At 64.2% G+C, this 19,959-nt stretch carries 20 protein-coding genes; 10 read left to right on the forward strand and 10 right to left on the reverse strand.

Going from position 1 to position 19,959, the window contains the following annotated elements; translation table 11 throughout:
* Positions 1 to 105 precede the first annotated feature (105 nt).
* The 9 genes from DW2_RS06585 to coxB all read right to left on the reverse strand — a co-directional run bounded on the left by DW2_RS06585 (position 106) and on the right by coxB (position 7,563).
* A complete protein-coding gene (locus tag DW2_RS06585) occupies positions 106 to 690 on the reverse strand; it encodes a GNAT family N-acetyltransferase (protein WP_038144756.1) in 585 nt (194 codons plus the stop codon).
* Entirely contained in the window at positions 690 to 1,949 is a 1,260-nt protein-coding gene (locus tag DW2_RS06590) for a M16 family metallopeptidase (protein WP_038144757.1), read from the reverse strand. Before DW2_RS06590 ends, DW2_RS06585 begins: the two co-directional genes overlap by 1 nt.
* Entirely contained in the window at positions 1,946 to 3,343 is a 1,398-nt protein-coding gene (gene thrC, locus DW2_RS06595) for a threonine synthase (RefSeq protein ID WP_038144759.1), read from the reverse strand. The genes DW2_RS06590 and thrC overlap by 4 nt, the downstream gene beginning before the upstream one ends.
* Positions 3,344 to 3,352: 9 nt before the next feature.
* Positions 3,353 to 4,030: an SURF1 family protein gene (locus DW2_RS06600; protein WP_038144761.1), complete on the reverse strand. Its 678-nt coding sequence runs from the start codon at positions 4,028 to 4,030 to the stop codon at positions 3,353 to 3,355.
* 78 nt (positions 4,031 to 4,108) lie between these two features.
* Positions 4,109 to 4,912, reverse strand: a complete 804-nt coding sequence (locus DW2_RS06605; RefSeq protein ID WP_038144763.1) for a cytochrome c oxidase subunit 3 — start codon at positions 4,910 to 4,912, stop codon at positions 4,109 to 4,111.
* An 18-nt stretch (positions 4,913 to 4,930) separates the two neighbouring features.
* On the reverse strand, positions 4,931 to 5,524 hold the full coding sequence (locus DW2_RS06610) for a cytochrome c oxidase assembly protein (protein ID WP_038144766.1): 594 nt from the start codon (positions 5,522 to 5,524) through the stop codon (positions 4,931 to 4,933).
* Positions 5,521 to 5,715: a hypothetical protein gene (locus tag DW2_RS06615; RefSeq protein ID WP_038144769.1), complete on the reverse strand. Its 195-nt coding sequence runs from the start codon at positions 5,713 to 5,715 to the stop codon at positions 5,521 to 5,523. The genes DW2_RS06610 and DW2_RS06615 overlap by 4 nt, the downstream gene beginning before the upstream one ends.
* Before the next feature lie 3 nt (positions 5,716 to 5,718).
* The gene (gene cyoE / locus DW2_RS06620; RefSeq protein ID WP_038144774.1) at positions 5,719 to 6,651 is read right to left on the reverse strand and encodes a heme o synthase; all 933 of its coding nucleotides are present in this window, start codon (positions 6,649 to 6,651) and stop codon (positions 5,719 to 5,721) included.
* Positions 6,652 to 6,684: 33 nt separating this feature from the next.
* The gene (gene coxB / locus DW2_RS06625; protein ID WP_038144775.1) at positions 6,685 to 7,563 is read right to left on the reverse strand and encodes a cytochrome c oxidase subunit II; all 879 of its coding nucleotides are present in this window, start codon (positions 7,561 to 7,563) and stop codon (positions 6,685 to 6,687) included.
* A gap of 167 nt (positions 7,564 to 7,730) precedes the next feature.
* On the opposite strand from coxB, the gene tldD reads away from it, so the two are divergent.
* The 5 genes from tldD to DW2_RS06650 all read left to right on the forward strand — a co-directional run bounded on the left by tldD (position 7,731) and on the right by DW2_RS06650 (position 14,694).
* Positions 7,731 to 9,158 carry a metalloprotease TldD gene (gene tldD / locus DW2_RS06630; protein ID WP_038144777.1) on the forward strand — a complete coding sequence of 476 codons (1,428 nt, stop codon included), beginning with the start codon at positions 7,731 to 7,733 and terminating at the stop codon, positions 9,156 to 9,158.
* 197 nt (positions 9,159 to 9,355) lie between these two features.
* On the forward strand, positions 9,356 to 10,486 hold the full coding sequence (gene dprA / locus DW2_RS06635; RefSeq protein WP_051855554.1) for a DNA-processing protein DprA: 1,131 nt from the start codon (positions 9,356 to 9,358) through the stop codon (positions 10,484 to 10,486).
* A gap of 101 nt (positions 10,487 to 10,587) precedes the next feature.
* Complete coding sequence (gene topA / locus DW2_RS06640; protein ID WP_038144779.1) at positions 10,588 to 13,155, forward strand: type I DNA topoisomerase; 2,568 nt, start codon at positions 10,588 to 10,590, stop codon at positions 13,153 to 13,155.
* 205 nt (positions 13,156 to 13,360) lie between these two features.
* The gene (locus DW2_RS06645) at positions 13,361 to 14,062 is read left to right on the forward strand and encodes a CoA transferase subunit A (protein WP_038144781.1); all 702 of its coding nucleotides are present in this window, start codon (positions 13,361 to 13,363) and stop codon (positions 14,060 to 14,062) included.
* Between the two features lie 2 nt (positions 14,063 to 14,064).
* Positions 14,065 to 14,694, forward strand: coding sequence for a 3-oxoacid CoA-transferase subunit B (locus tag DW2_RS06650; protein WP_038144783.1), 630 nt, complete (start codon positions 14,065 to 14,067; stop codon positions 14,692 to 14,694).
* Between the two features lie 48 nt (positions 14,695 to 14,742).
* Here DW2_RS06650 and DW2_RS06655 read toward each other — a convergent pair whose 3' ends face one another.
* On the reverse strand, positions 14,743 to 15,555 hold the full coding sequence (locus DW2_RS06655; protein WP_156102912.1) for a lytic transglycosylase domain-containing protein: 813 nt from the start codon (positions 15,553 to 15,555) through the stop codon (positions 14,743 to 14,745).
* A gap of 401 nt (positions 15,556 to 15,956) precedes the next feature.
* Here DW2_RS06655 and DW2_RS06660 point away from each other — a divergent pair, with 401 nt between their 5' ends.
* The 5 genes from DW2_RS06660 to DW2_RS06680 all read left to right on the forward strand — a co-directional run bounded on the left by DW2_RS06660 (position 15,957) and on the right by DW2_RS06680 (position 19,837).
* Positions 15,957 to 16,154 (forward strand): hypothetical protein, encoded by a 198-nt coding sequence (locus DW2_RS06660; protein WP_038144789.1) that lies wholly within the window; start codon positions 15,957 to 15,959, stop codon positions 16,152 to 16,154.
* A gap of 212 nt (positions 16,155 to 16,366) precedes the next feature.
* The gene (locus DW2_RS06665) at positions 16,367 to 16,585 is read left to right on the forward strand and encodes a hypothetical protein (RefSeq protein WP_038144792.1); all 219 of its coding nucleotides are present in this window, start codon (positions 16,367 to 16,369) and stop codon (positions 16,583 to 16,585) included.
* Positions 16,586 to 16,692: 107 nt separating this feature from the next.
* On the forward strand, positions 16,693 to 17,562 hold the full coding sequence (gene cpaB / locus DW2_RS06670) for a Flp pilus assembly protein CpaB (RefSeq protein WP_038144795.1): 870 nt from the start codon (positions 16,693 to 16,695) through the stop codon (positions 17,560 to 17,562).
* Between the two features lie 211 nt (positions 17,563 to 17,773).
* Positions 17,774 to 19,168, forward strand: coding sequence for a type II and III secretion system protein family protein (locus tag DW2_RS06675; protein ID WP_038144798.1), 1,395 nt, complete (start codon positions 17,774 to 17,776; stop codon positions 19,166 to 19,168).
* A gap of 3 nt (positions 19,169 to 19,171) precedes the next feature.
* Positions 19,172 to 19,837: an OmpA family protein gene (locus DW2_RS06680; protein WP_156102908.1), complete on the forward strand. Its 666-nt coding sequence runs from the start codon at positions 19,172 to 19,174 to the stop codon at positions 19,835 to 19,837.
* The last annotated feature ends 122 nt before the right edge of the window (positions 19,838 to 19,959 follow it).

The raw sequence follows: 19,959 nt of genomic DNA on the forward strand, positions 1-19,959 counted from the left end.
GATCGGTCAAATGCCTCCGGCGGGGATATTTGAGGCATTTGGAAGCCGGGCGTCCTTCCCACGAGCGATCTGGAGAGCGCCGGAGGCCGGGAGCCGCGCCCCCCGTCAGCCCACATCCGTCCGGCCGCGCCGGTCGGAACGCAGATTGGCGTAGAGCACGTGGTTGCGCCAGCGCCCGTTGATCTGCAGGTAGCTTTGCGCCACGCCCTCGTATTTGAAGCCCGACTTCTCGAGCACCCCGCGCGAGGCGGCGTTCTCGGGCAGGCAGGCGGCCTCGATGCGGCTGAGGTCGAGCTTGGTGAAGGCGTAATGCACCACCGCCTCGATCGCTTCTCGCATGTAGCCCCGGCGGGCATACCGCTCGCCGATCCAGTAGCCGAGCGTGCCCGATTGCGCGGGCCCGCGGCGGATATTGTCGAGCGTGATCGCGCCCAGAAGCCGCTGATCCTCGCGCGCGGTCAGGAAGACCGGCAGCGCGGTGCCGCTCGCGATCGCGCGCGCCGCCCAGTAGACCCGGTTCGAGAACGCCTTCCGGCTCAGATGGTCGGCCGACCATGTCGGCTCCCAGGTCACGAGGAAATGGCGGCTCTGCTCACGCAGGCTCGACCATTCGCGGTAGTCGCTGTGCTGCGGCGGGCGCAGCGTCATCCGCTCCGTCTCGATGCGCAGCTGACGACGGCGGGAGAACATCAGGCGGCGAGCCTTTCGCGGATCTCACCGAGTTCGGGGGCATTGGAGACCGGCCCGTAGAGCGCGAGCGCCGCCTTCCCGCCCATCGCCAGACGTTCGGCGAAATCGCGCACCGCTTCGCGGCTGACCCCGTCGATGCGGGCCGAGGCCTCTTCGATATCGGGCACACGTCCCCAGATATGCAGGCTGCGCGCCATCCGTTCGGCCCGGGCCGAGGCGCTCTCGAGCCCCATCAGCAGACCGGCCTTGATCTGGGCGCGGGCCCGGGCGATCTCGACCTCGCTCATGTCTTCCGCCGCGCGCTTGAGCTCGTCGATCGTGAGGTCCGACAGCGCCCGGATCTCGTCGCCCGAGGTGCCCGCATAGATCGTGAACATGCCGGTATCCTCGTAGGCGCCGGCCTGCGAGAAGATCGTGTAGCACAGCCCCCGCTCCTCGCGGATCTTCTGGAACAGGCGCGAGGACATCCCCCCGCCCATCGCCGTCGAATAGACCTGCGCGGTATAGAGATCGGCATCGCGATAGCTCGGACCCTCGATCCCGAGCGCGAAATGCGCCTGCTCGAGCGGCTTGACCTCGCGCCGCTCGCGCCCCGCCCAGGTCGCGGGATAGGGCGCCGGATTGAGCGAGGGACGCAGGTCGCCGAAGATGTCCTCGGCGCGCTTCACGATCTCGGCGTGATCGACCGCGCCGGCGGCAGAGAGGATCATCTGGTCGGGACCGTAATGCTCGGCCACGAAGCCCGAGAGGTCGTCGCGCGCGAAGCTACGCACCCGCTCGGCCGGGCCGAGGATCGTACGCCCCATCGGCTGATCCGGGTAGGCCGCCTCCTGCAGCCAGTCGAAGATCACGTCATCGGGCGTATCGAGCGACTGGCCGATCTCCTGCAGGATCACCCCGCGCTCCACCTCGATCTCGCGCTGGTCGAAGACCGGGTTCAGCAGGATGTCCGAGATCACGTCGAGCGCAAGCGGCACGTCCGGCCCCAGAACCCGCGCGTAATAGGCCGTCATCTCGCGCGAGGTATAGGCGTTGATATAGCCGCCCACATCCTCGATCGCCTCGGCGATCTGCAAGGCCGAGCGCGTCTTCGTGCCCTTGAACGCCATATGTTCGAGGAAATGCGCTATGCCGTTCTGTTCGGGACGCTCGTGGCGCCCGCCCGCGGTTACCCAGATCCCGATCGAGGCGGAGGCGAGGCCGGGCATCGACTCGGTGATGACCCGCAGGCCGTTCTTCAAAGTGGTGAACTGGATCATGCCCGGCGCCCCTCGCGGATCAGAGCCTCGAGCGCGGCAAGGTCGTTGGGCACGCGCGTTACGCGTTCCTCGCGGTCGAACAGGTCCGCCATGCGCGGCGGCAGGGCCGGGCGGATGCCGGTCGCCTCTTCCACCGCATCGGGGAATTTCGCCGGATGCGCGGTGGCCAGCGTCACCATCGGGGTGCCCGGATCGCGCGCCAGCGCCGCTTTCGCGACATTCACGCCGACCGCAGAGTGGGGGCACAGCAACTCGCCCGTTTCCTTCAGCGTGTCGCCGATTTCCTCAAGGGTGCGGGCCTCGCCCACCGCGCCGCTGTCATAGATCGCGCGCAGCGCGCCGATGGCATTTTCCGAGACGGTGAAGGAGCCCTCGGTCTTGAGTTCCTCCATCAGCGTCTCGATCGCGACTCCGTCCTTGCCATAGGCCCAGAACAGCGCGCGCTCGAAATTGGAACTGACCTCGATATCCATCGACGGCGAGATCGAGGGCGTCACGCCCTGCTTGGTGTAATCGCCTTTCTCGAGACAGCGATGCAGGATGTCGTTCTGGTTGGTCGCGATCACCAGGCGTTCGATCGGCAGGCCCATCTCCTTCGCGAGGAAGCCCGCGAAAATGTCACCGAAATTGCCGGTCGGCACGGTGAAGCTGATCTTGCGATGCGGCGCACCGAGCGCCACCGCGGCCGAGAAGTAATAGACGATCTGCGCCAGCACGCGGGCGAAGTTGATCGAGTTCACCCCCGCGAGACCGACCTCGTCGCGGAAGGTGAAGTCGTTGAACATGTCCTTGAGCTTGCCCTGGCAATCGTCGAAATCGCCCTCGAGCGCGAGCGCGTGGACATTGCTTTCGATCGGCGTCGTCATCTGGCGACGCTGCACCTCGGACACCCGGCCATGCGGGAACAGGATGAACACGTCGACATTGTCGAGCCCTCGGAAGGCCTCGATCGCGGCGGAACCGGTATCGCCCGAGGTCGCGCCGACGATGGTGATCTTCTGGTTGCGCTTCTCCAGCTCGATCTGGAAGAGCTGGCCGATCACCTGCATCGCGAAATCCTTGAACGCGAGGGTCGGTCCGTGGAACAGCTCGAGCAGGAAATGGTTGGGCGCGAGCTGCACCATCGGCGCACGCGCGACATGGCCGAAGCCCGCATAGGCCTTCGCGATCGCGCCTTTCAGTTCCGCATCCGAAAAGGTCTCGGCCACGAAGGGCTTCATCACCCGGAAGGCGATCTCTTCGTAGGACAGGCCTGCGAGCGCCGCGATCTCGTCGGCCGACATTTGCGGGACGGTTTCGGGCACGTAGAGGCCGCCGTCACGGGCAAGTCCCGTCAGCATCGCATCGCCAAAATTCAGAACCGGGGCTTTGCCCCGCGTGGAAACATAACGCATCGTCAATCCTCAGGCCTGTTGCCGCCTGATACGCCAGAGAAGAAAGATTGTCATCCCGGCCCAGACGATTGCGAGCAAAAACCAGGTGATCGCGTATTGCAGGTGATCGTTCGGGATCCCGGTGATGGTGATCGGCTCGGGGGTGATCCCCTGTGCCGCGCCCGAGACCTGCGCCGCGACGACGAGCACCGCTTCCGTCCCGAGCGCTTTGGCCATAGCGGGCACGTCGCGGGCGAACCAGATCCCGGTCTTGGCATCGGGTGCGGGCGTGTAGCTGTCGGTCTCCTGCGGCCAGTGCAGGTTGCCGGTCACCGCGAGCGGCACGGGCGGGCGGACATCGCTCTTGCCCGCCTCGGGCAGGAAACCGCGATCGAGCAGGATGCGGCGCCCGTCATCGGTCTCGAAGGCGTCGATCACCCGATAACCCGCGCCCACGCCTTTCTGCCCCGACAGGACGAGGATCTCCTGCCCCGTCGTCCGCCCGCGCACCTGCACCGGCTGATACTTGAGAGGCAGGGTGTCGCTCCCTTCGGGCGGCAGAGCCTGCGGATCGCCCGCGATCTTCGCGGAGATTTCCGCCAGCATCGCTTCTTTCCATTGCAGCCGCTGCATTTGCCATAGCCCGAGCGAAATCAGGACCGCGCAGCCCAGGAGGCCGAGGGCGAGCGGAAAGATATAGCGGGTCATCGGTCCTCCCAAGCGAACGGCGCGAGAGTCGCCCCCCGCGCCGTCTTGCGCGTTTCCTTGAATCCAGGCCGGGGGCGCTTACGCGCTGCCCCAGATATAGATCGACGCGAAGAGGAAGAGCCAGACCACATCGACGAAGTGCCAGTACCAGGCCGCGGCCTCGAAGCCGACATGCTCGTTCTGGGTCATCTGCCCCTTCACGATGCGCAGCAGGCAGACCAGCAGGAAGATCGTGCCGATGATCACATGCACGCCGTGGAAGCCCGTCGCCATGAAGAAGTTCGCGCCGTAGATATTGCCCGCCAGACCGAAGGCCGCGTGGCTGTATTCATAGGCCTGCAGCACGGTGAAGGAGGCACCGAGGATCACCGTCAGGATCAGCCCCTGCTTGACCGCCTTGCGATCGTTGTCATGCACGAGCGCGTGGTGCGCCCAGGTCAGCGTGACGCCCGACAGCAGCAGGATCACCGTGTTGATGAGCGGCAGGTGCCACGGATCGAAGGTCTGGATGCCCTCGGGGGGCCAGACGCCGTCTACGAGGGGGCTTTCCGGCCCCATCGGATAGAGGGCGTGCTTGAAGAAGCTCCAGAACCAGGCCGAGAAGAACATCACCTCGGACATGATGAAAAGGATGAAGCCGTAGCGCAGCCCGATCCGGACGACCGGCGTGTGATCGCCCGTCTCGCCCTCGCGGATCACGTCGGACCACCAGCCGTACATCGTGTAGAGCACGACCAGCAGGCCCGCGAAGAACACGTAATGCGTCATGTCCTTCATCCAGAGCACGGCTCCGAAAAGCATGATGAAGCCGCCGACCGCCCCGAGGAACGGCCAGATCGAAGGTGGTAGAATGTGGTAGTCGTGGTTCTTCGCGTGCGCCATGCGTCTCCCTCCGATGGCTTAGTTGACCGTTCCTGCCCCACTGTCCGGCGTGGCCGAGGCGTGCTGCTCGGGCAGGTCGGTTTCGTAGAAGGTGTAGCTCAGGGTAATGGAGTGAATCCGCTTCGCATCCGGATCATCGACGATCCCCGGATCGACGAAGAAGCTCACCGGCATCTGCACCCGCTCCCCCGGCTGCAGAACCTGCTCGGTGAAGCAGAAACACTGAATCTTGTCGAAATAGTACCCCGCCACATCGGGCGAGACATTGTAGCTGGCCGTGCCCGCGACGACATGGTCGGTCGGGTTGTAGGCCTCGTAGAAGGCCAGACCGTTCTGCCCGATCTTGAGTTTCATCTCGGTCTGGACCGGTTTGAACGTCCACGGCATGCCCGGCGCGACATTGGCGTCGAAACGCACGGTGATCTCGCGGTCGAGGATCTTGTCGGGAAGCTGCTCGGCGACATTGGTCGTGCCGCCGTAACCCGTGGTCTTGCAGAACCAGTTGTAGAAGGGCACCGCGGCCCAGGCCCCTGCCCCCATCACGACGATCACCACGAGCAGCCAGCGCAGCACGCGTGTGTTCGAGCGATCGGTGTCGGGGGTCCGGGTCATTTCGCGGCCTCCGGCGGAGGCAGCATCGAGGTCCGCGGCTGGTGGTCATATGCCTCGATCTTGCCGCCGCGCTCGACCTTCACGATGGTCAGGCCGAAGACGATGGCGACGAAGCCCAGGAGCACCACGCCGAGCCCGAGATTGCGCGAGAGGCGCCGCATGTGGAGATCGCTGTCACGGGTGATCGCCATGGATTACCACACTCCCAATCCGATATGGCTCAGGCCCTCTTCGGCCAGCAGGGCCGCGAAATGCGCGAAGAGGTAGATGAGCGAGAAATAGAAGAAGCGCTTTTCGGTGGCGTATTTGTCCGCCTCCGCCTGCGCCTCGGACCGGCCGTGGATCTCGATCGCCCCCTTGATGAAGAGCGCGTTCATCACGATGGCCGTCGCGAGATAGAGCGGCCCTCCGATCGAGGTGAAGCCGGTGGCCACCGCGACGGGCGCGAGGATCAGCGTATAGGCGAGGATGTTGCGGCGCGTCTTGGTGCGACCATGCGTCACGGTCAGCATCGGGACTTTCGCCTCGTGATAGTCCGACTTCATGAACAGCGCGAGCGCCCAGAAATGCGGCGGGGTCCAGAGGAAGATCAGCAGGAACATCGCCACCGATTCGACCGCGATCCCGCCGGTGGAGACCGCCCATCCGATCATCGGAGGGAAGGCGCCCGCCGCCCCGCCGATCACGATGTTCTGCGGCGTCGCCCGCTTGAGCCACATCGTGTAGACGACGACGTAGAAGAAGATGGTGAAGGCGAGGAAGAGCCCCGAGAAGATGTTCGTGGCGAGCGCCAGCATCAGGCAGGAGATCCCCGACAGTGCCAGCCCGAAGCCCAGCGCCTCGCGCTCGGTCACCCGCCCTGCCGGGATCGGGCGCGAGCGGGTCCGGCGCATCACGCGGTCGATATCCGCGTCATACCACATGTTGAGGGCACCCGAGGCGCCACCCCCAAGGGCAATGAAGAGGATCGCGACGAAGCCGACGAAGGGATGGACCGGAACCGGCGCCACGACGAGCCCGACAAAGGCCGTGAAGACCACGAGCGACATGACCCTTGGCTTCAGCAGGGCGATGTAATCGCTGAACCGGGCCTCGTTATCCTGCTGGATGTAGCTGATGTCGCTCATGGAAGCTGCCTTTCAGGTGCCGGTGTCACGCGTTCAGTTCTGCGCGACCTTGACCGGCTGCTCGGCATCGACCGAGGCGAAGTCGTTCTTCGCGCGATCGAGCCAGTTAGCGTAAACTTCCGGTGAGACAACTTTGACCACGATGGGCATGTAGGCGTGGTTGGTGCCGCACAGCTCCGAACACTGGCCGAAATACACACCTTCTTTATCGGCCTTAAACCACAATTGCGCGATCCGGCCGGGCACGGCGTCCTGCTTCACGGCGAAGGCGGGCACGGTCCAGCTGTGAATCACGTCCGAGCCGGTGACCTGCACCACGATGGTCTTGCCCACCGGCACCACCATCGCGTTGTCCGCGGCGAGAAGATACTCGTCGGGCGCGTAGCCGTGATCGGCAAGCTCGTCCTTCGCCAGCATGATCGAATCGAAGCTGACGCCCTCATCGGGATATTCATAGCCCCAGTACCACTGATAGCCCGTCACCTTGACGGTGATGTCGCCCTCGGGAATTTCCTGCTGGTTCCACAAGGCGGGCAGCGAGAACGCCCCGATCGCCACGAGGATCACGATCGGCACGAAGGTCCAGGTGATCTCGATCGGCGTGTTATGCGTGAACCGGCGCGGAACGGGGTTCGCGCGGCTGTTGAAGCGCAGGAGCGAGTAGATGATCAGCGCGAAGACGAACACGCAGATCGCCGCGATGATGATGAGCAGCATGTGGTCGAGCCATTGCTGGTCTTCCGCGAGGCTCGACGAGGCCGGCTGGAAGCCGGTTCCGCCCAGATGCGGCTTGCCGATGACCGGCAGCCCCTTGATCATGTCCTGAGCCGAGGCCTGCCCGGCGACGAACGCCGACGTGACAGCCGACGTGACAGCGGCCGCGAATCCGCGGCTGGTGCTTGCAAAGCGCATTCTTCCCATGTCTCCCTTTTGGCGGCTCTCCCTGCCGCCCGACGAAGTTCCGGAACTCCCATACCGGCCCCCCGTTGTGCATCGTCAGTTTAAAATCATATTAGGAGGGGTTCGCAAGCAAAAGCTTCACCCGATTGTGAGATTTGATGACCGCGCCAGGAGCCAGCATGACCCAGACCGACCGTTTCGCGCCCTTCGAGGACAAGCTCGATCAGGATCGCGCGCTGACTCTGCTGCGCGATGCGACCGCAGGCGCGGAGGATGGCGAGCTCTTCCTCGAGCAGCGCCGGTCCGAAGCGCTGGTCTTCGATGACGGGCGGGTGAAGACCGCCTCCTATGACGCGTCCGAGGGATTCGGCCTGCGCGCGGTGAAGGGCGACGTGGCGGGATATGCCCATTCGACCGAGATCACCGAGGCCGCGCTGAAACGGGCCGTCGACACGGCCCGACTCGCAGTGGGCGATGGTGGCGGTGTGATGGCGCCCCCGCCCCAGGGCACGAACCGGCACCTTTATACCGACGCCGATCCGGTCTCGGACACGCCCTTCGCCACCAAGATCGACATCCTGCGCAAGATCGACGCCTTCACCCGCGAACTCGACCGGCGGGTGGTGCAGGTCTCCGCCTCGATGGCGGCCTCGCTGCAAGAGGTGTTCATCCTGCGCCCCGAGGGCGGGCTGGTCAGCGACATCCGTCCGATGGCGCGTCTCAATATCTCGGTCATCGTCGAGGAGAACGGCCGCCGCGAGTCGGGCGGGCATGGCGGCGGCGGGCGGTTCGGGCTCTCGGGCCTGATCGATCCGGCCCAATGGAAACCCGTCGCGCACGAGGCGCTGCGCATCGCGCTGGTGAACCTGCGTGCCGAACCCGCACCCGCAGGCGTCATGGATGTGGTGCTGGGCCCCGGCTGGCCGGGGGTCCTGCTGCACGAGGCGGTGGGCCACGGGCTCGAGGGCGATTTCAACCGCAAGAAATCCTCGGCCTTCGCGGGGCTCATGGGCCAGCAGGTCGCCGCCAGGGGCGTGACCGTGCTCGATGACGGCACGATCCCCGACCGGCGCGGCTCGATCTCCATCGACGACGAGGGCACGCCTTCGGGCAAGAACGTCCTGATCGAGGACGGCGTCCTGGTGGGCTACATGCAGGACCGCCAGAACGCGCGGCTCATGGGCGTCAAACCCACCGGAAACGGCCGGCGCGAGAGCTATGCCCATGCCCCGATGCCGCGGATGACCAATACCTACATGCTGGGCGGCGATGCCGAGCCGGGCGCGATTCTCGCCGATCTCAAGGATGGGATCTACGCGGTGGGCTTCGGCGGCGGCCAGGTCGATATCACCAACGGCAAATTCGTCTTCAACTGCACCGAGGCTTACCGGGTGAAGAACGGCGTCTTGGGCGCACCGGTCAGAGGGGCGACCCTGATCGGCGACGGCCCGACGGCGATGCGCCAGATCCGCGCGATCGGCAATGACATGGCGCTCGATCCGGGCATCGGCAATTGCGGCAAGGCGGGACAATGGGTGCCTGTGGGCGTGGGCCAGCCGACCTTGATGATCGGCGGGCTGACGGTGGGCGGTTCGGCCTCGCGCTGAACCGGGGCGATCGATTCGTCATATCCCCGATGCAGGGAGCGCGTTCGGTTCGGAAACGCTTTCGAGGGGCTTTCTGCGGGGTGGCCCCTGCTGGGAACGCGAAAATCTTCTCCGAAAGCCTCACAGCCCCGACTCTGGTAAGAGTTTATTAACACTAATCGGAGCATAACGGACCTGCGACTGAGGCGGAGGGCCGGATGAAAACAGATTTGTTTTCTTACCCCACCCCCTTCACCCCACCCACCACGGAAGAAGATGAACTGTCGGTTCTCCGTCTCATTCGCTCGCGCCGCGTGGGTCCGGCCACCTTTCACCGATTGATGAGGGAACATGGCTCGGCTGCGGCCGCGCTGGAGGCACTTCCCGAAGTGGCCCGCGCCGCCGGGGTGAGCGATTACGCCCCCTGCCCCGAAGCCGCGGCCAAGGCGGAGCTGAAGGCGGGAAAACATGCCGGGGCGCGGCTGCTCCTGTTCGGCACGCCGGACTACCCCGCCGCGCTCGCCCAGATCGAGGATGCGCCACCCGTGCTCTGGGCGCTTGGCCGAATCGAATTGCTGACCCGCCCGATGGTTGCGCTCGTGGGCGCGCGCAACGCCTCCTCGCTCGGATTGCGCATGGCCCATCGCCTTGCCACCGGGTTGGGCGAGGCGGGGATCTGCGTCGTCTCGGGGCTCGCGCGGGGGATCGACGCCGCCGCCCATCAGGCCGCGCTCGAGACCGGCACGATCGGCGTCCAGGCGGGCGGGATCGACGTGATCTACCCGCAGGAAAACACCGAGCTGGCGCGCCGGATGGCCGAAGAGGGCCTGCGCCTATCGGAGGCCCCGCCCGGCATCCAGCCGCAGGCGCGCCACTTCCCGCAACGCAACCGGATCATCTCGGGCCTCGCAGCGGGCGTGGTCGTGGTGGAGGCCGCGCTGAAATCGGGAAGCCTGATCACGGCGCGCGACGCGCTCGATCAGGGGCGCGAGGTGATGGCGGTCCCCGGTCACCCGATGGACGGGCGCGCGGGCGGGTGCAACCTGCTGATCCGGGACGGGGCCATATTGGTGCGCGGCGCCGAGGATGTCCTGTCGGCCCTGCAGGCAACGCGCGTTCGGGCCGAGGCCGCAAGCCCGTCCGACCCTGCGCCCCGGAAAGTACCCCGGGACGAGGCCGCGATCACAGCGCGGATCCTCGACCGGCTCGGCCCCTCGCCCTCCGCCGAGGATCAGCTCATTCGCGACCTCGGGATCGACGCGGCGCTGTTTTCGCGCCTGCTCACCACGCTTGAAATCGACGGGCGGATCGAGCGGCATCGGGGTGGCCTGATCAGCCGGCCCGCCTGATCGCGGTCCGGACGGGCCGGGGCGAGCTCCATTGACAATCGCCCCCGAACCCCCACATGTTCCGCGCCCAGACCCTTCTGAGTTGAATTGTGAGGACCCTTATGGCCGTTGTCGTCGTCGAATCCCCAGCCAAGGCCAAGACGATCAACAAATATCTAGGGTCCGACTATACGGTTCTTGCCTCCTTCGGCCACGTCCGCGACCTGCCCCCGAAAGACGGCTCGGTCGATCCCGAGCAGGACTTCTCGATGAAATGGGAAGTCGCGAGCGACTCGAAGAAGCACATCAAGGCGATCACCGACGCGCTCAAGGATGACGACACGCTGATCCTCGCCACCGACCCCGATCGCGAGGGGGAGGCGATCTCGTGGCACCTGCAAGAGGCGCTCGAGAAGAAGCTCAAGGGCAAGAACGTCTCCCGCGTCACTTTCAACGCGATTACCAAGACCGCGATCCTCGAGGCGATGAAACACCCGCGCGAGGTTGATGCGCCGCTGGTCGAGGCCTATCTGGCCCGCCGTGCGCTGGACTACCTCGTGGGGTTCAACCTCTCGCCGGTGCTCTGGCGCAAGCTCCCCGGGGCGAAATCGGCCGGCCGCGTACAATCGGTCTGCCTGCGGCTGATCGTCGAGCGCGAGATGGAGATCGAGGCGTTCAACGCGCGCGAATACTGGAGCGTGAAGGTGGTGCTCACCACCCCGCGCGGTCAGGAATTCGAGGCGCGCCTCTCGGTTCTGGGCGGCAAGAAGCTCGAGAAATACGACCTCGCGAACGAGACCGCAGCCGAGATGGCGGTGCAGGCGATCTCCTCGCGCGATCTCTCGATTTCCTCGGTCGAAGCGAAACCCGCGTCGCGCAATCCCTACCCGCCCTTCATGACCTCGACGCTGCAGCAGGAAGCCAGCCGCAAGTTCGGCTTCGGCGCGCGGGCCACGATGTCGGCGGCGCAACGGCTCTACGAGGCGGGGCACATCACCTATATGCGGACCGACGGCATCGACATGGCCCCCGAGGCGGTGATGTCGGCGCGCGATGCGATCAAGGACAAGTTCGGCGAGCAATACCTGCCCAAGTCCCCGCGCATGTACAAGAACAAGGCCAAGAACGCACAGGAAGCGCACGAATGTATCCGCCCCACGGATATGTCGAAATCGCCGGACCGGCTGAAACTGCCCGATGATCAGTGGAAACTCTACGACCTGATCTGGAAGCGCACGATCGCAAGCCAGATGGAAGCGGCGCGCTTCGAGCGTACAACCGTTCTCGTGGGCTCGGCCGATGAACAGGTCGAACTGCGCGCGACCGGCTCGGTCGTGACCTTCGACGGCTTCCTCAAGGTCTATGACCAGGGCCGGGACGACGACGAGGGCGAGGACAGCAACCGCCTGCCCCAGATCATGGAAGGCGAAGAGGCCAAGAAGGGCCAGATCACCCCCGAGCAGCATTTCACCCAACCGCCGCCCCGCTATACCGAAGCGACGCTGGTCAAGCGGATGGAAGAGCTCGGCATCGGGCGGCCTTCGACCTATGCCTCGATCGTCACGACGATCCAGGACCGCGGCTATGTCCGCAAGGACAAGAACCGGCTGATCCCCGAGGATACAGGGCGGCTGGTGACGGCGTTCCTGAGCAATTACTTCAAGCGCTATGTCGAATACGACTTCACCGCCGATCTGGAAGACCAGCTCGATGACATCTCGGCGGGCGATCGCGACTATAAGGAAGTGCTCAAACGCTTCTGGCGCGATTTCTCGGCCGCGCTCGAGGAAACCTCGGAGCTGCGCATCACCGAAGTGCTCGACAAGATCGACGAGGTGCTGGCGCCGCATCTTTACCCGCCGCGCCCGGACGGCTCGGACCCGCGCATTTGCCCGCTTTGCGGCAACGGCAAGCTGCATCTGAAAACGGCGCGCTCGGGTGGGGCGTTCATCGGCTGCGGCAATTACCCTGAATGCCGCTTCACCCGGCCTCTGTCGGCGCCCGATGGCGATGACGAGGTGCAGGCGCTCGATGGCAAGGTGCTGGGCTATGACGAAGGTCAGGCGATCACCCTGCGCGTGGGCCGCTTCGGGCCCTATGTGCAAAAGGGCGAACCGACCGAGGACCAACCCAAACCCCCGCGCGCCTCGCTGCCCAAGGGCTGGAAACCCGAGGAGATCGATCTCGAGAAGGCGCTGATGCTGCTGAGCCTGCCGCGCGAAATCGGCCCGCATCCCGATGACGGCGAATTGGTCGAGGCCGGGATCGGCCGCTACGGGCCTTACGTGAAACATGGCCGGATCTACGCGAACCTGCCCGAGGTCGACGAGGTCTTCACGATCGGCATGAACCGTGCGGTCGAGGTGATCGCCCAGAAGGCCGCCAAGGGCGGTCGCGGGGCCGCCGCGAAGCCGATCAAGGAGCTTGGCGAGCATCCCGATGGCGGGCCGATCCAGGTCATGCCCGGCCGTTACGGACCCTATGTGAAATGGGGCAAGATCAATGCGACCCTGCCCAAGGAACTCGAACCCGAAGCGGTGACGCTCGAGGACGCGCTGCCGCTGATCGAGGCGAAGGCCTCGAAGAAGGGCGGCACGAAGAAGAAAGCCGCAGCAAAGAAACCCGCCGCCAAGAAGAGCACGGCCAAAAAGCCGGCGGCGAAAAAGACGGCGAAGAAAACCGAGGAGTGAGGGCCGCGGCTCTCCTCCTCTCCACTGCGGTTCAAAACCATTCCTTCGAAAACGGCCACGCCGCCGGGAGAAACCCGGCGGCGTGGCCTTCAGGGCGCGTGTCGCCACAGGAAACCATGGGCCGATTCGACTTTCGCCGCACTGCGGCAATTGACTCCCCCCTCCCCCCTTGTCATTTTCACGCGCAGTCAAGCGGAGGACATCCATGAACAAGATCTACGGCTCTGCGAAGGAGGCCCTCGACGGGCTGCTCTTCGACGGAATGCTGATCGCTGCCGGCGGCTTCGGCCTGTGCGGCATTCCCGAACTCCTGATCGATGCGATCGTCGAAAGCGGCGCGAAGGACCTCACCGTGGCGTCGAACAATGCCGGTGTTGACGGGTTCGGCCTGGGCAAGCTGCTCGACACGCGCCAGATCAAGAAGATGATGAGCTCCTATGTCGGCGAGAATGCCGAATTCATGCGCCAGTACCTCTCGGGCGAGTTGGAACTCGAATTCAACCCGCAGGGCACGCTGGCCGAGCGCATGCGCGCCGCGGGCCACGGCATCCCTGGCTTCTACACCAAGACCGGCTACGGCACGCAGATCGCCGAGGGCAAGGAAGTTAAGGTGTTCAACGGCGAGCATTACATCCTCGAAGAGGGGATCTTCGCGGATGTCTCGATCGTGAAAGCCTGGAAAGCCGACGAGACCGGCAACGCGATTTTCCGCAAGACCGCGCGCAACTTCAATCCGCCGGCCGCGATGTGCGGCAAGGTCTGCGTGATGGAAGTCGAGGAAATCGTGCCGACCGGCTCGCTCGATCCCGACGGCATCCACCTGCCCGGCATCTATGTGCACCGCCTGATCCAGGGCGAGCACGAGAAACGCATCGAACAGCGCACCGTGCGCAAGCGGGAGGGTTAATCATGGCTTGGGACCGCAACCAGATGGCGGCGCGCGCCGCGCAGGAACTCGAAGACGGCACCTATGTGAACCTCGGGATCGGCATCCCGACGCTCGTGCCGAACTTCATCCCCGAGGGCGTGCATGTCACGCTGCAATCGGAGAACGGCATGCTCGGCATGGGCCCCTTCCCCTATGAGGGCGAAGAAGACCCCGACCTGATCAATGCCGGCAAGCAGACCATCACCGAACTGCCCAACACGGTCTATTTCGACAGCTCGATGAGCTTCGGCATGATCCGGGGCGGCAAGATCGCTATGGCGATCCTCGGCGCGATGGAAGTGGCGGAGAACGGCGATCTCGCGAACTGGATGATCCCGGGCAAGCTCGTGAAGGGCATGGGCGGCGCGATGGACCTCGTGGCCGGCGTGAAACGCGTGGTGGTGGTGATGGATCACACCAACAAGCATGGCGAGAGCAAGCTGCTCAAAGCCTGCACGCTGCCGCTGACCGGGACCGGCGTGGTGAACCGCATCATCACCAATCTCGGCGTGCTCGACGTGGTCGAGGGCGGATTGAAGATCGTCGAAATGGCGGACGGGGTGAGCGAAGAGGAACTTCGTTCCGCGACAGAGGCGACGATCGTCAACTGACCCGTGCACGGATACCCGATGAGAGGGCGGCCTTCGGGTCGCCCTTTTTCATCCGTTCACCCGGAAGACACAGCCATCGGTCATCAGCTGCGGCGGCGTCAGGCAGAGCCCGCGCGCGACAGCCCAGGCGGCGAGAACCTTGGGAACATAGTCGCGCGTCTCGGCGAAAGGCGGCACGCCGTCATTGCGCTTCACCGCGTTTTCACCTGCGTTATAGGCGGCGATCACCATCAGAGGATCGCGGTCGAATTCCTTCATGAGCCAGTCGAGATAGGTCACGCCCCCGGAGATATTCTGCGCCGGGTCCTTGCTGTCCTCCACGTCGAACCGGTCCGCCGTCGCGGGGATGAGCTGCATCAGCCCCACCGCGCCGGCATGGCTCACCGCGTCGTGGCGACCGCCCGATTCCACTGCGATCATCGCCAGCACCAATGCCGGCGATACCTCGGTCCCGATCGTCGCCTTGAGGATCGCGCGCCCATGCTGTTGCGCAATCGCCGCAAGATCGGCCAGGCGCGGTGCCTTCACGCGGCTTCCCGACGGCCCGCTGCTGAGCGCCGAGAGCGCCAGATCGAGCCGGCCCGGGCGATCCTCGAGCCGGGGCGAGACCTTCTGCCAATACCACGCATAGCGGGCGAGAGCGGCTTTCCCGGTGTCGTCCGCACCATCCGTATCCGGCGCGGTGCGAGTCACCGGCGTCCACGGATCCTTCGCCATCGCGGCCAGCGCGCGCTTCTGTTCTTCGGGATCGATCTGGATGGTGATGAACCGTTTGGTGCCCGGCGGGGGTGGCTTCACGGTCTTGGGGCTGTAGGAAGGCTCGGCGGACAGGGCCGATTCCGCATAAGCGGGCACGGCCATCGCGACCGCAAACAGAGTTAAAATCACCGCTCGTATCGCGCCCATTAGCGCATCCTGCCCGATTCCGCCCGTTCGGCGTGAATTATCCTTTCCGAAACTTATCCACGAATCTCGCTCGAAACTCCAGAAAATCTGGCCGATTCTCTCCCGCGATTCGCCTTAAAGTTGTACGATTTCAGGCCGCTCACCTTATGGATCACACGCCATAAACCGCTATTATTGTTACTTATCAGTGTCTTATTTGATTTTTTTGCACAATGCTAATTTTCGCGAAATCGCCGCGCATGTGCCTAAATCGCGCCACGATCCGCCCGCTTCATAAGGCCATACCGCGAAACGGAGCACGGCATGGGAAGCCAACCGGACCCGCGGGGCAGAGAACCGAACCCTAGGAGAGAACCATGATGAAATTCTTCAAGCTCAAGAAGTTCCACGACGAAGAAGACGGCGCCGTGACCGTCGACTGGGTTGTGCTGACCGCGGCCGTCGTCGGCCTGGGCGCCGCCGCGCTCGCTCTGGTCCGTACGAACACGCAATCGCTCGTGAGCAAGATCGGCACCTATCTGGGCAGCGCCAGCGTCGAGTCGACCTTCAAATAAACAGAAAATCTCACGCAGACGCCAGGTGAAAGCCGAACCGTCGCGTGATCGTATCTGGAAGCCGCGCATAAGGCGCGGCTTCTTCGTTTTCGAAAGACAACCCGAAAATTCAGCGGAATATTCCTCGGAACCGCCCTATTTTGGCCATCGCTCTCAGGCTCACCTAGGGTAAGAATTTTCTCCAACGGACGCAGCACTCAAGAGGCGAAGTCATGAAAAGCATCATCCTGAATCGTCTTCGTGGTCTTTCCGAAGAAGAAGACGGCGCGGTCACGGTCGACTGGGTCGTACTCACCGCCGCGATCGTCTCCCTCGGCATGCTCGTGGGCGGCGTGATCTGGACGCAGACAGGCGGAGTCTCCAAAAAGGTGGCGGACTACATCGGGAGCCAAACTGTCACGACGGGCTTCGGCAGCGGATCGTCCGACTAAGGCTCTCCCCCAGGCCCGACCCACGCCATGAATTCGCCCTTTTTTGGTGAAATAAAACGACCATAAGCCCGTTATTGTCTCCAAAATGACAACGGAAGGAAAGAACGATGCGCCTGATGTTCGCCCTGTTTCTCGTCGCCGGGATCGGTCTGGCGGTGCTCGCGGTGATGATGGCGCAGGGACAGATTGCGCAGTTCCAGGCTGAACGCGATCACCTGATCGCCATGCAGAAGAACGCGCCGCGCCTCGTTGACGTTGTGGTCGTGAAGAAACCGCTGAAATATGGAGAGCGTTTCACCGCGGAGGACCTCGCCGTCGTCAAGATGCAGGCGGATGCGCGCCCGGACGGCGCCTTCTCCCGCATCACCGCGAAGGCGGGGACGCCCGAAGCCAAGGAGGCCGTCTTCCTCGAAGGGACGAATCGCCCGCGCGCCTCGTTGCGCTCGCTCGAGCCGAAAGAAATGCTGCTCGCCTCGCGCGTCACTGCCCCCGGCATGGATGCCGGCATCCTTGCGAGCCTTCAGCCCAACCGGCGCGCCTTCACGATTCAGGTCGATGTCACCTCGGGCGTCTCGGGCTTCCTGCGACCGGGTGATCTCGTGGATGTCTACTGGTCGGGAACGATCAACAATGAACCCGTCACGAAATTGATCCAGTCGAACCTGAAACTCATTGCGATCGACCAGAACACGGATCCGGATCGCCCCGAGACGACGCAGATCGCGCGCACCGTCACGACCGAGGTCTCCCCCGAACAGGTTGCGGCATTGACCCTGGCACAGAACACCGGCCGCCTGACGCTTTCCCTGGTGGGGATGCACGATACCGCGCAATCGGGCGCGGTCGAGATTGACCGGGATCAGCTCCTGGGCATCAAGCGGGAAGAGGTGAAGAAGGTCGAGAAAGAGAAGGTCTGCACGATCAAGACCCGCAAAGGCACCGAAATCGTCGAGACGCCCATCCCCTGCACGAACTGAGGGAAGTTGCGACTTATCAACACCTTGCGCGGCCCCGAAAGGGGCCGTTTCGCGTCTGTGGCACCTTGCCCACATCAAGAAATCGTCCCAATGCATTGATTATTGAAATAAATCCGCACTTGCTGCATGATTTCACGCAAGAAAATCAAGAAGCGGCACGCGCTGCCGTCGAGCTCGGGCAAGGTGGCGTGATCGGAGAGGCAGGGTCACAATGAAATTCAGTACGGTATTCAAGGCCTGCCTTCTCGGCATGGCACTCGGCGTTGCGGCGATGGGACCGTCCCAGGCCGAGACGCTCAGGATCATGTCGGGCAGCGCGCAACAGCCGCTGCGCGTACCGATGAACCGGGCCGTCGTGGTCGAAAGCGACACGCCCTTCACGGAACTCTCGATCGCGAATCCCGGAATCGCGGATATCCAGACGCTCTCGGACCGGACGATCTACGTCCTCGGCAAACTGCCGGGGCGCACCACGCTGACGATCCTCGGAGGCGACGGAAAGCTCATTTCGAATGTCGACGTGCAGGTGACCCCGGACGTCGCCGAATTCAAGGAGCGCCTCCAGCAGATCCTGCCCGGCGAGCACATCGACGTGCGCACGGCCAATGACGGGATCGTGCTGTCGGGGACGGTGTCCTCGGCGCAGAAACTCGATCGGGCGCTCGATCTGGCGAAACGCTATGCCCCCGACAAGGTCTCCAACCTGATGACCGTCGCTGGCACGCAACAGGTGATGCTGAAGGTGCGTTTCGCCGAGATGCAGCGCTCGGTCTCCAAAAGCCTGAGCGCGGCGATCGGCGCGTCGGTCGGCCCGCGCGGCGGCTTCCAGATGGGTATCGGCAATGGCGGCGTCAGTTCCACGCCGGTGACGGACGCCACCGGCGATTCGGGCTTCGGCCTGTCGCTCGTGCGCGGCACGCTCGAACTCAATGTCCTCCTGCAGGCGCTCGAATCCAAAGGTGTCGTGCGGACGCTGGCCGAGCCGAACCTGACCGCGCTCTCGGGCCAGACCGCGGACTTCCTCGCCGGCGGCGAATACCCGGTTCCGGTCTATGACGGCAACAACGTGGCCGTTCAGTACAAGCCCTTCGGCGTCGAGATGTCGTTCACCCCGCGCGTCATCGACGGGGACGTGATCAACCTCGAGCTCTCCGCGGCCGTCTCCTCGATCGACACCAGCGTCGATACGAGCACGACCCAGAACGGCTTCTCGCCGCGTGCCTTCAAGCGGCGTTCGACTTCGACCACGGTCGAGATGCGAGACGGTGAAAGCTTCGCGATCGCGGGGCTGCTGCAGGACGACTTCAACGATCTCAACAGTCAGGTCCCGTGGCTCGGCGACGTGCCGGTGCTCGGCGCGCTCTTCCGTTCGACCGAGTATCAGCGCAAGCAATCCGAGCTGGTGATCATCGTCACGCCGCACCTGGTTTCCCCGGTCCGCGGCGAGGCCCTGACCCTGCCCACCGACCGGATGAAACTGCCGACCGAATCGGATCTCTTCCTCTACGGGAAGACCGCAGGGTCGATCGCCAAGCCCAGAACGGGCCCCGCCGCGGAGGTCGCCAAGCAGGACTTCTCCGGCTCCTACGGCTATGTGATGGAGTGAGCGATGATGACTCGGGCGATCAACATGCGGACCCTTGCGATTCTCCTGAGCGCGGGGCTGGCCGTCGCTGGCTGTACGGAGAGCCAACGCATCCTGAATTCCGAGGCTGGCTCCGATGTCGACGCAACGGCGAATTTCGGGGCCTCCATTGCGCATAATCAAGCGGTGATGACGGGCGACCAGAGCTTCGTGATCAACATGACGCGGAAGTTCGCGGCCGACGTTCCCAACACGGTGCATTTCGCGTTCAACTCGTCGGTGCTCGACGCACAGGCCCAGCAACGGCTCCTGCGTCAGGCCGACTGGATCAAGCAGTTCCCCGAAGTGCGGTTCCGGGTCTACGGTCACACCGATCTCGTCGGCTCGAACGCCTATAACAAGGCGCTTGGCCTGCGCCGGGCACAAGTTGTGGTGAATTTCCTCGTCGCGCAGGGTATTTCGCGGTCCCGGCTCGAGGCGGTTGTTTCCTATGGAGAAACACAGCCGCTGGTCTACACACAAGCCCCGAACGAGCAGAACCGCCGCACCGTGACCGAGGTTTCGGGGATGATCCGTGGCGGTCGCGCGATCCCCCTCGACGGCAAATACGCAGCCGTAATCTACCGTGAATACGTGGCTTCCGCGGTCCCGACCCCCACTTCGAAGCAGGTTCAGGCACCGGGCGGCTGAGCCCTTTCACGCGGGTTTCGGCCCACTCGGACATGACGATTTCCGGAAGGCGGGCTTGGTCAACAAAGCCCGCCTTATTTTCGCTATCGTTGCCCAAAACCCCACAATTGAAACAGTGTGGC

It is taken from the genome of Thioclava atlantica, assembly GCF_000737065.1.
In the GTDB taxonomy this organism is placed as follows: Bacteria; Pseudomonadota; Alphaproteobacteria; order Rhodobacterales; family Rhodobacteraceae; genus Thioclava; species Thioclava atlantica.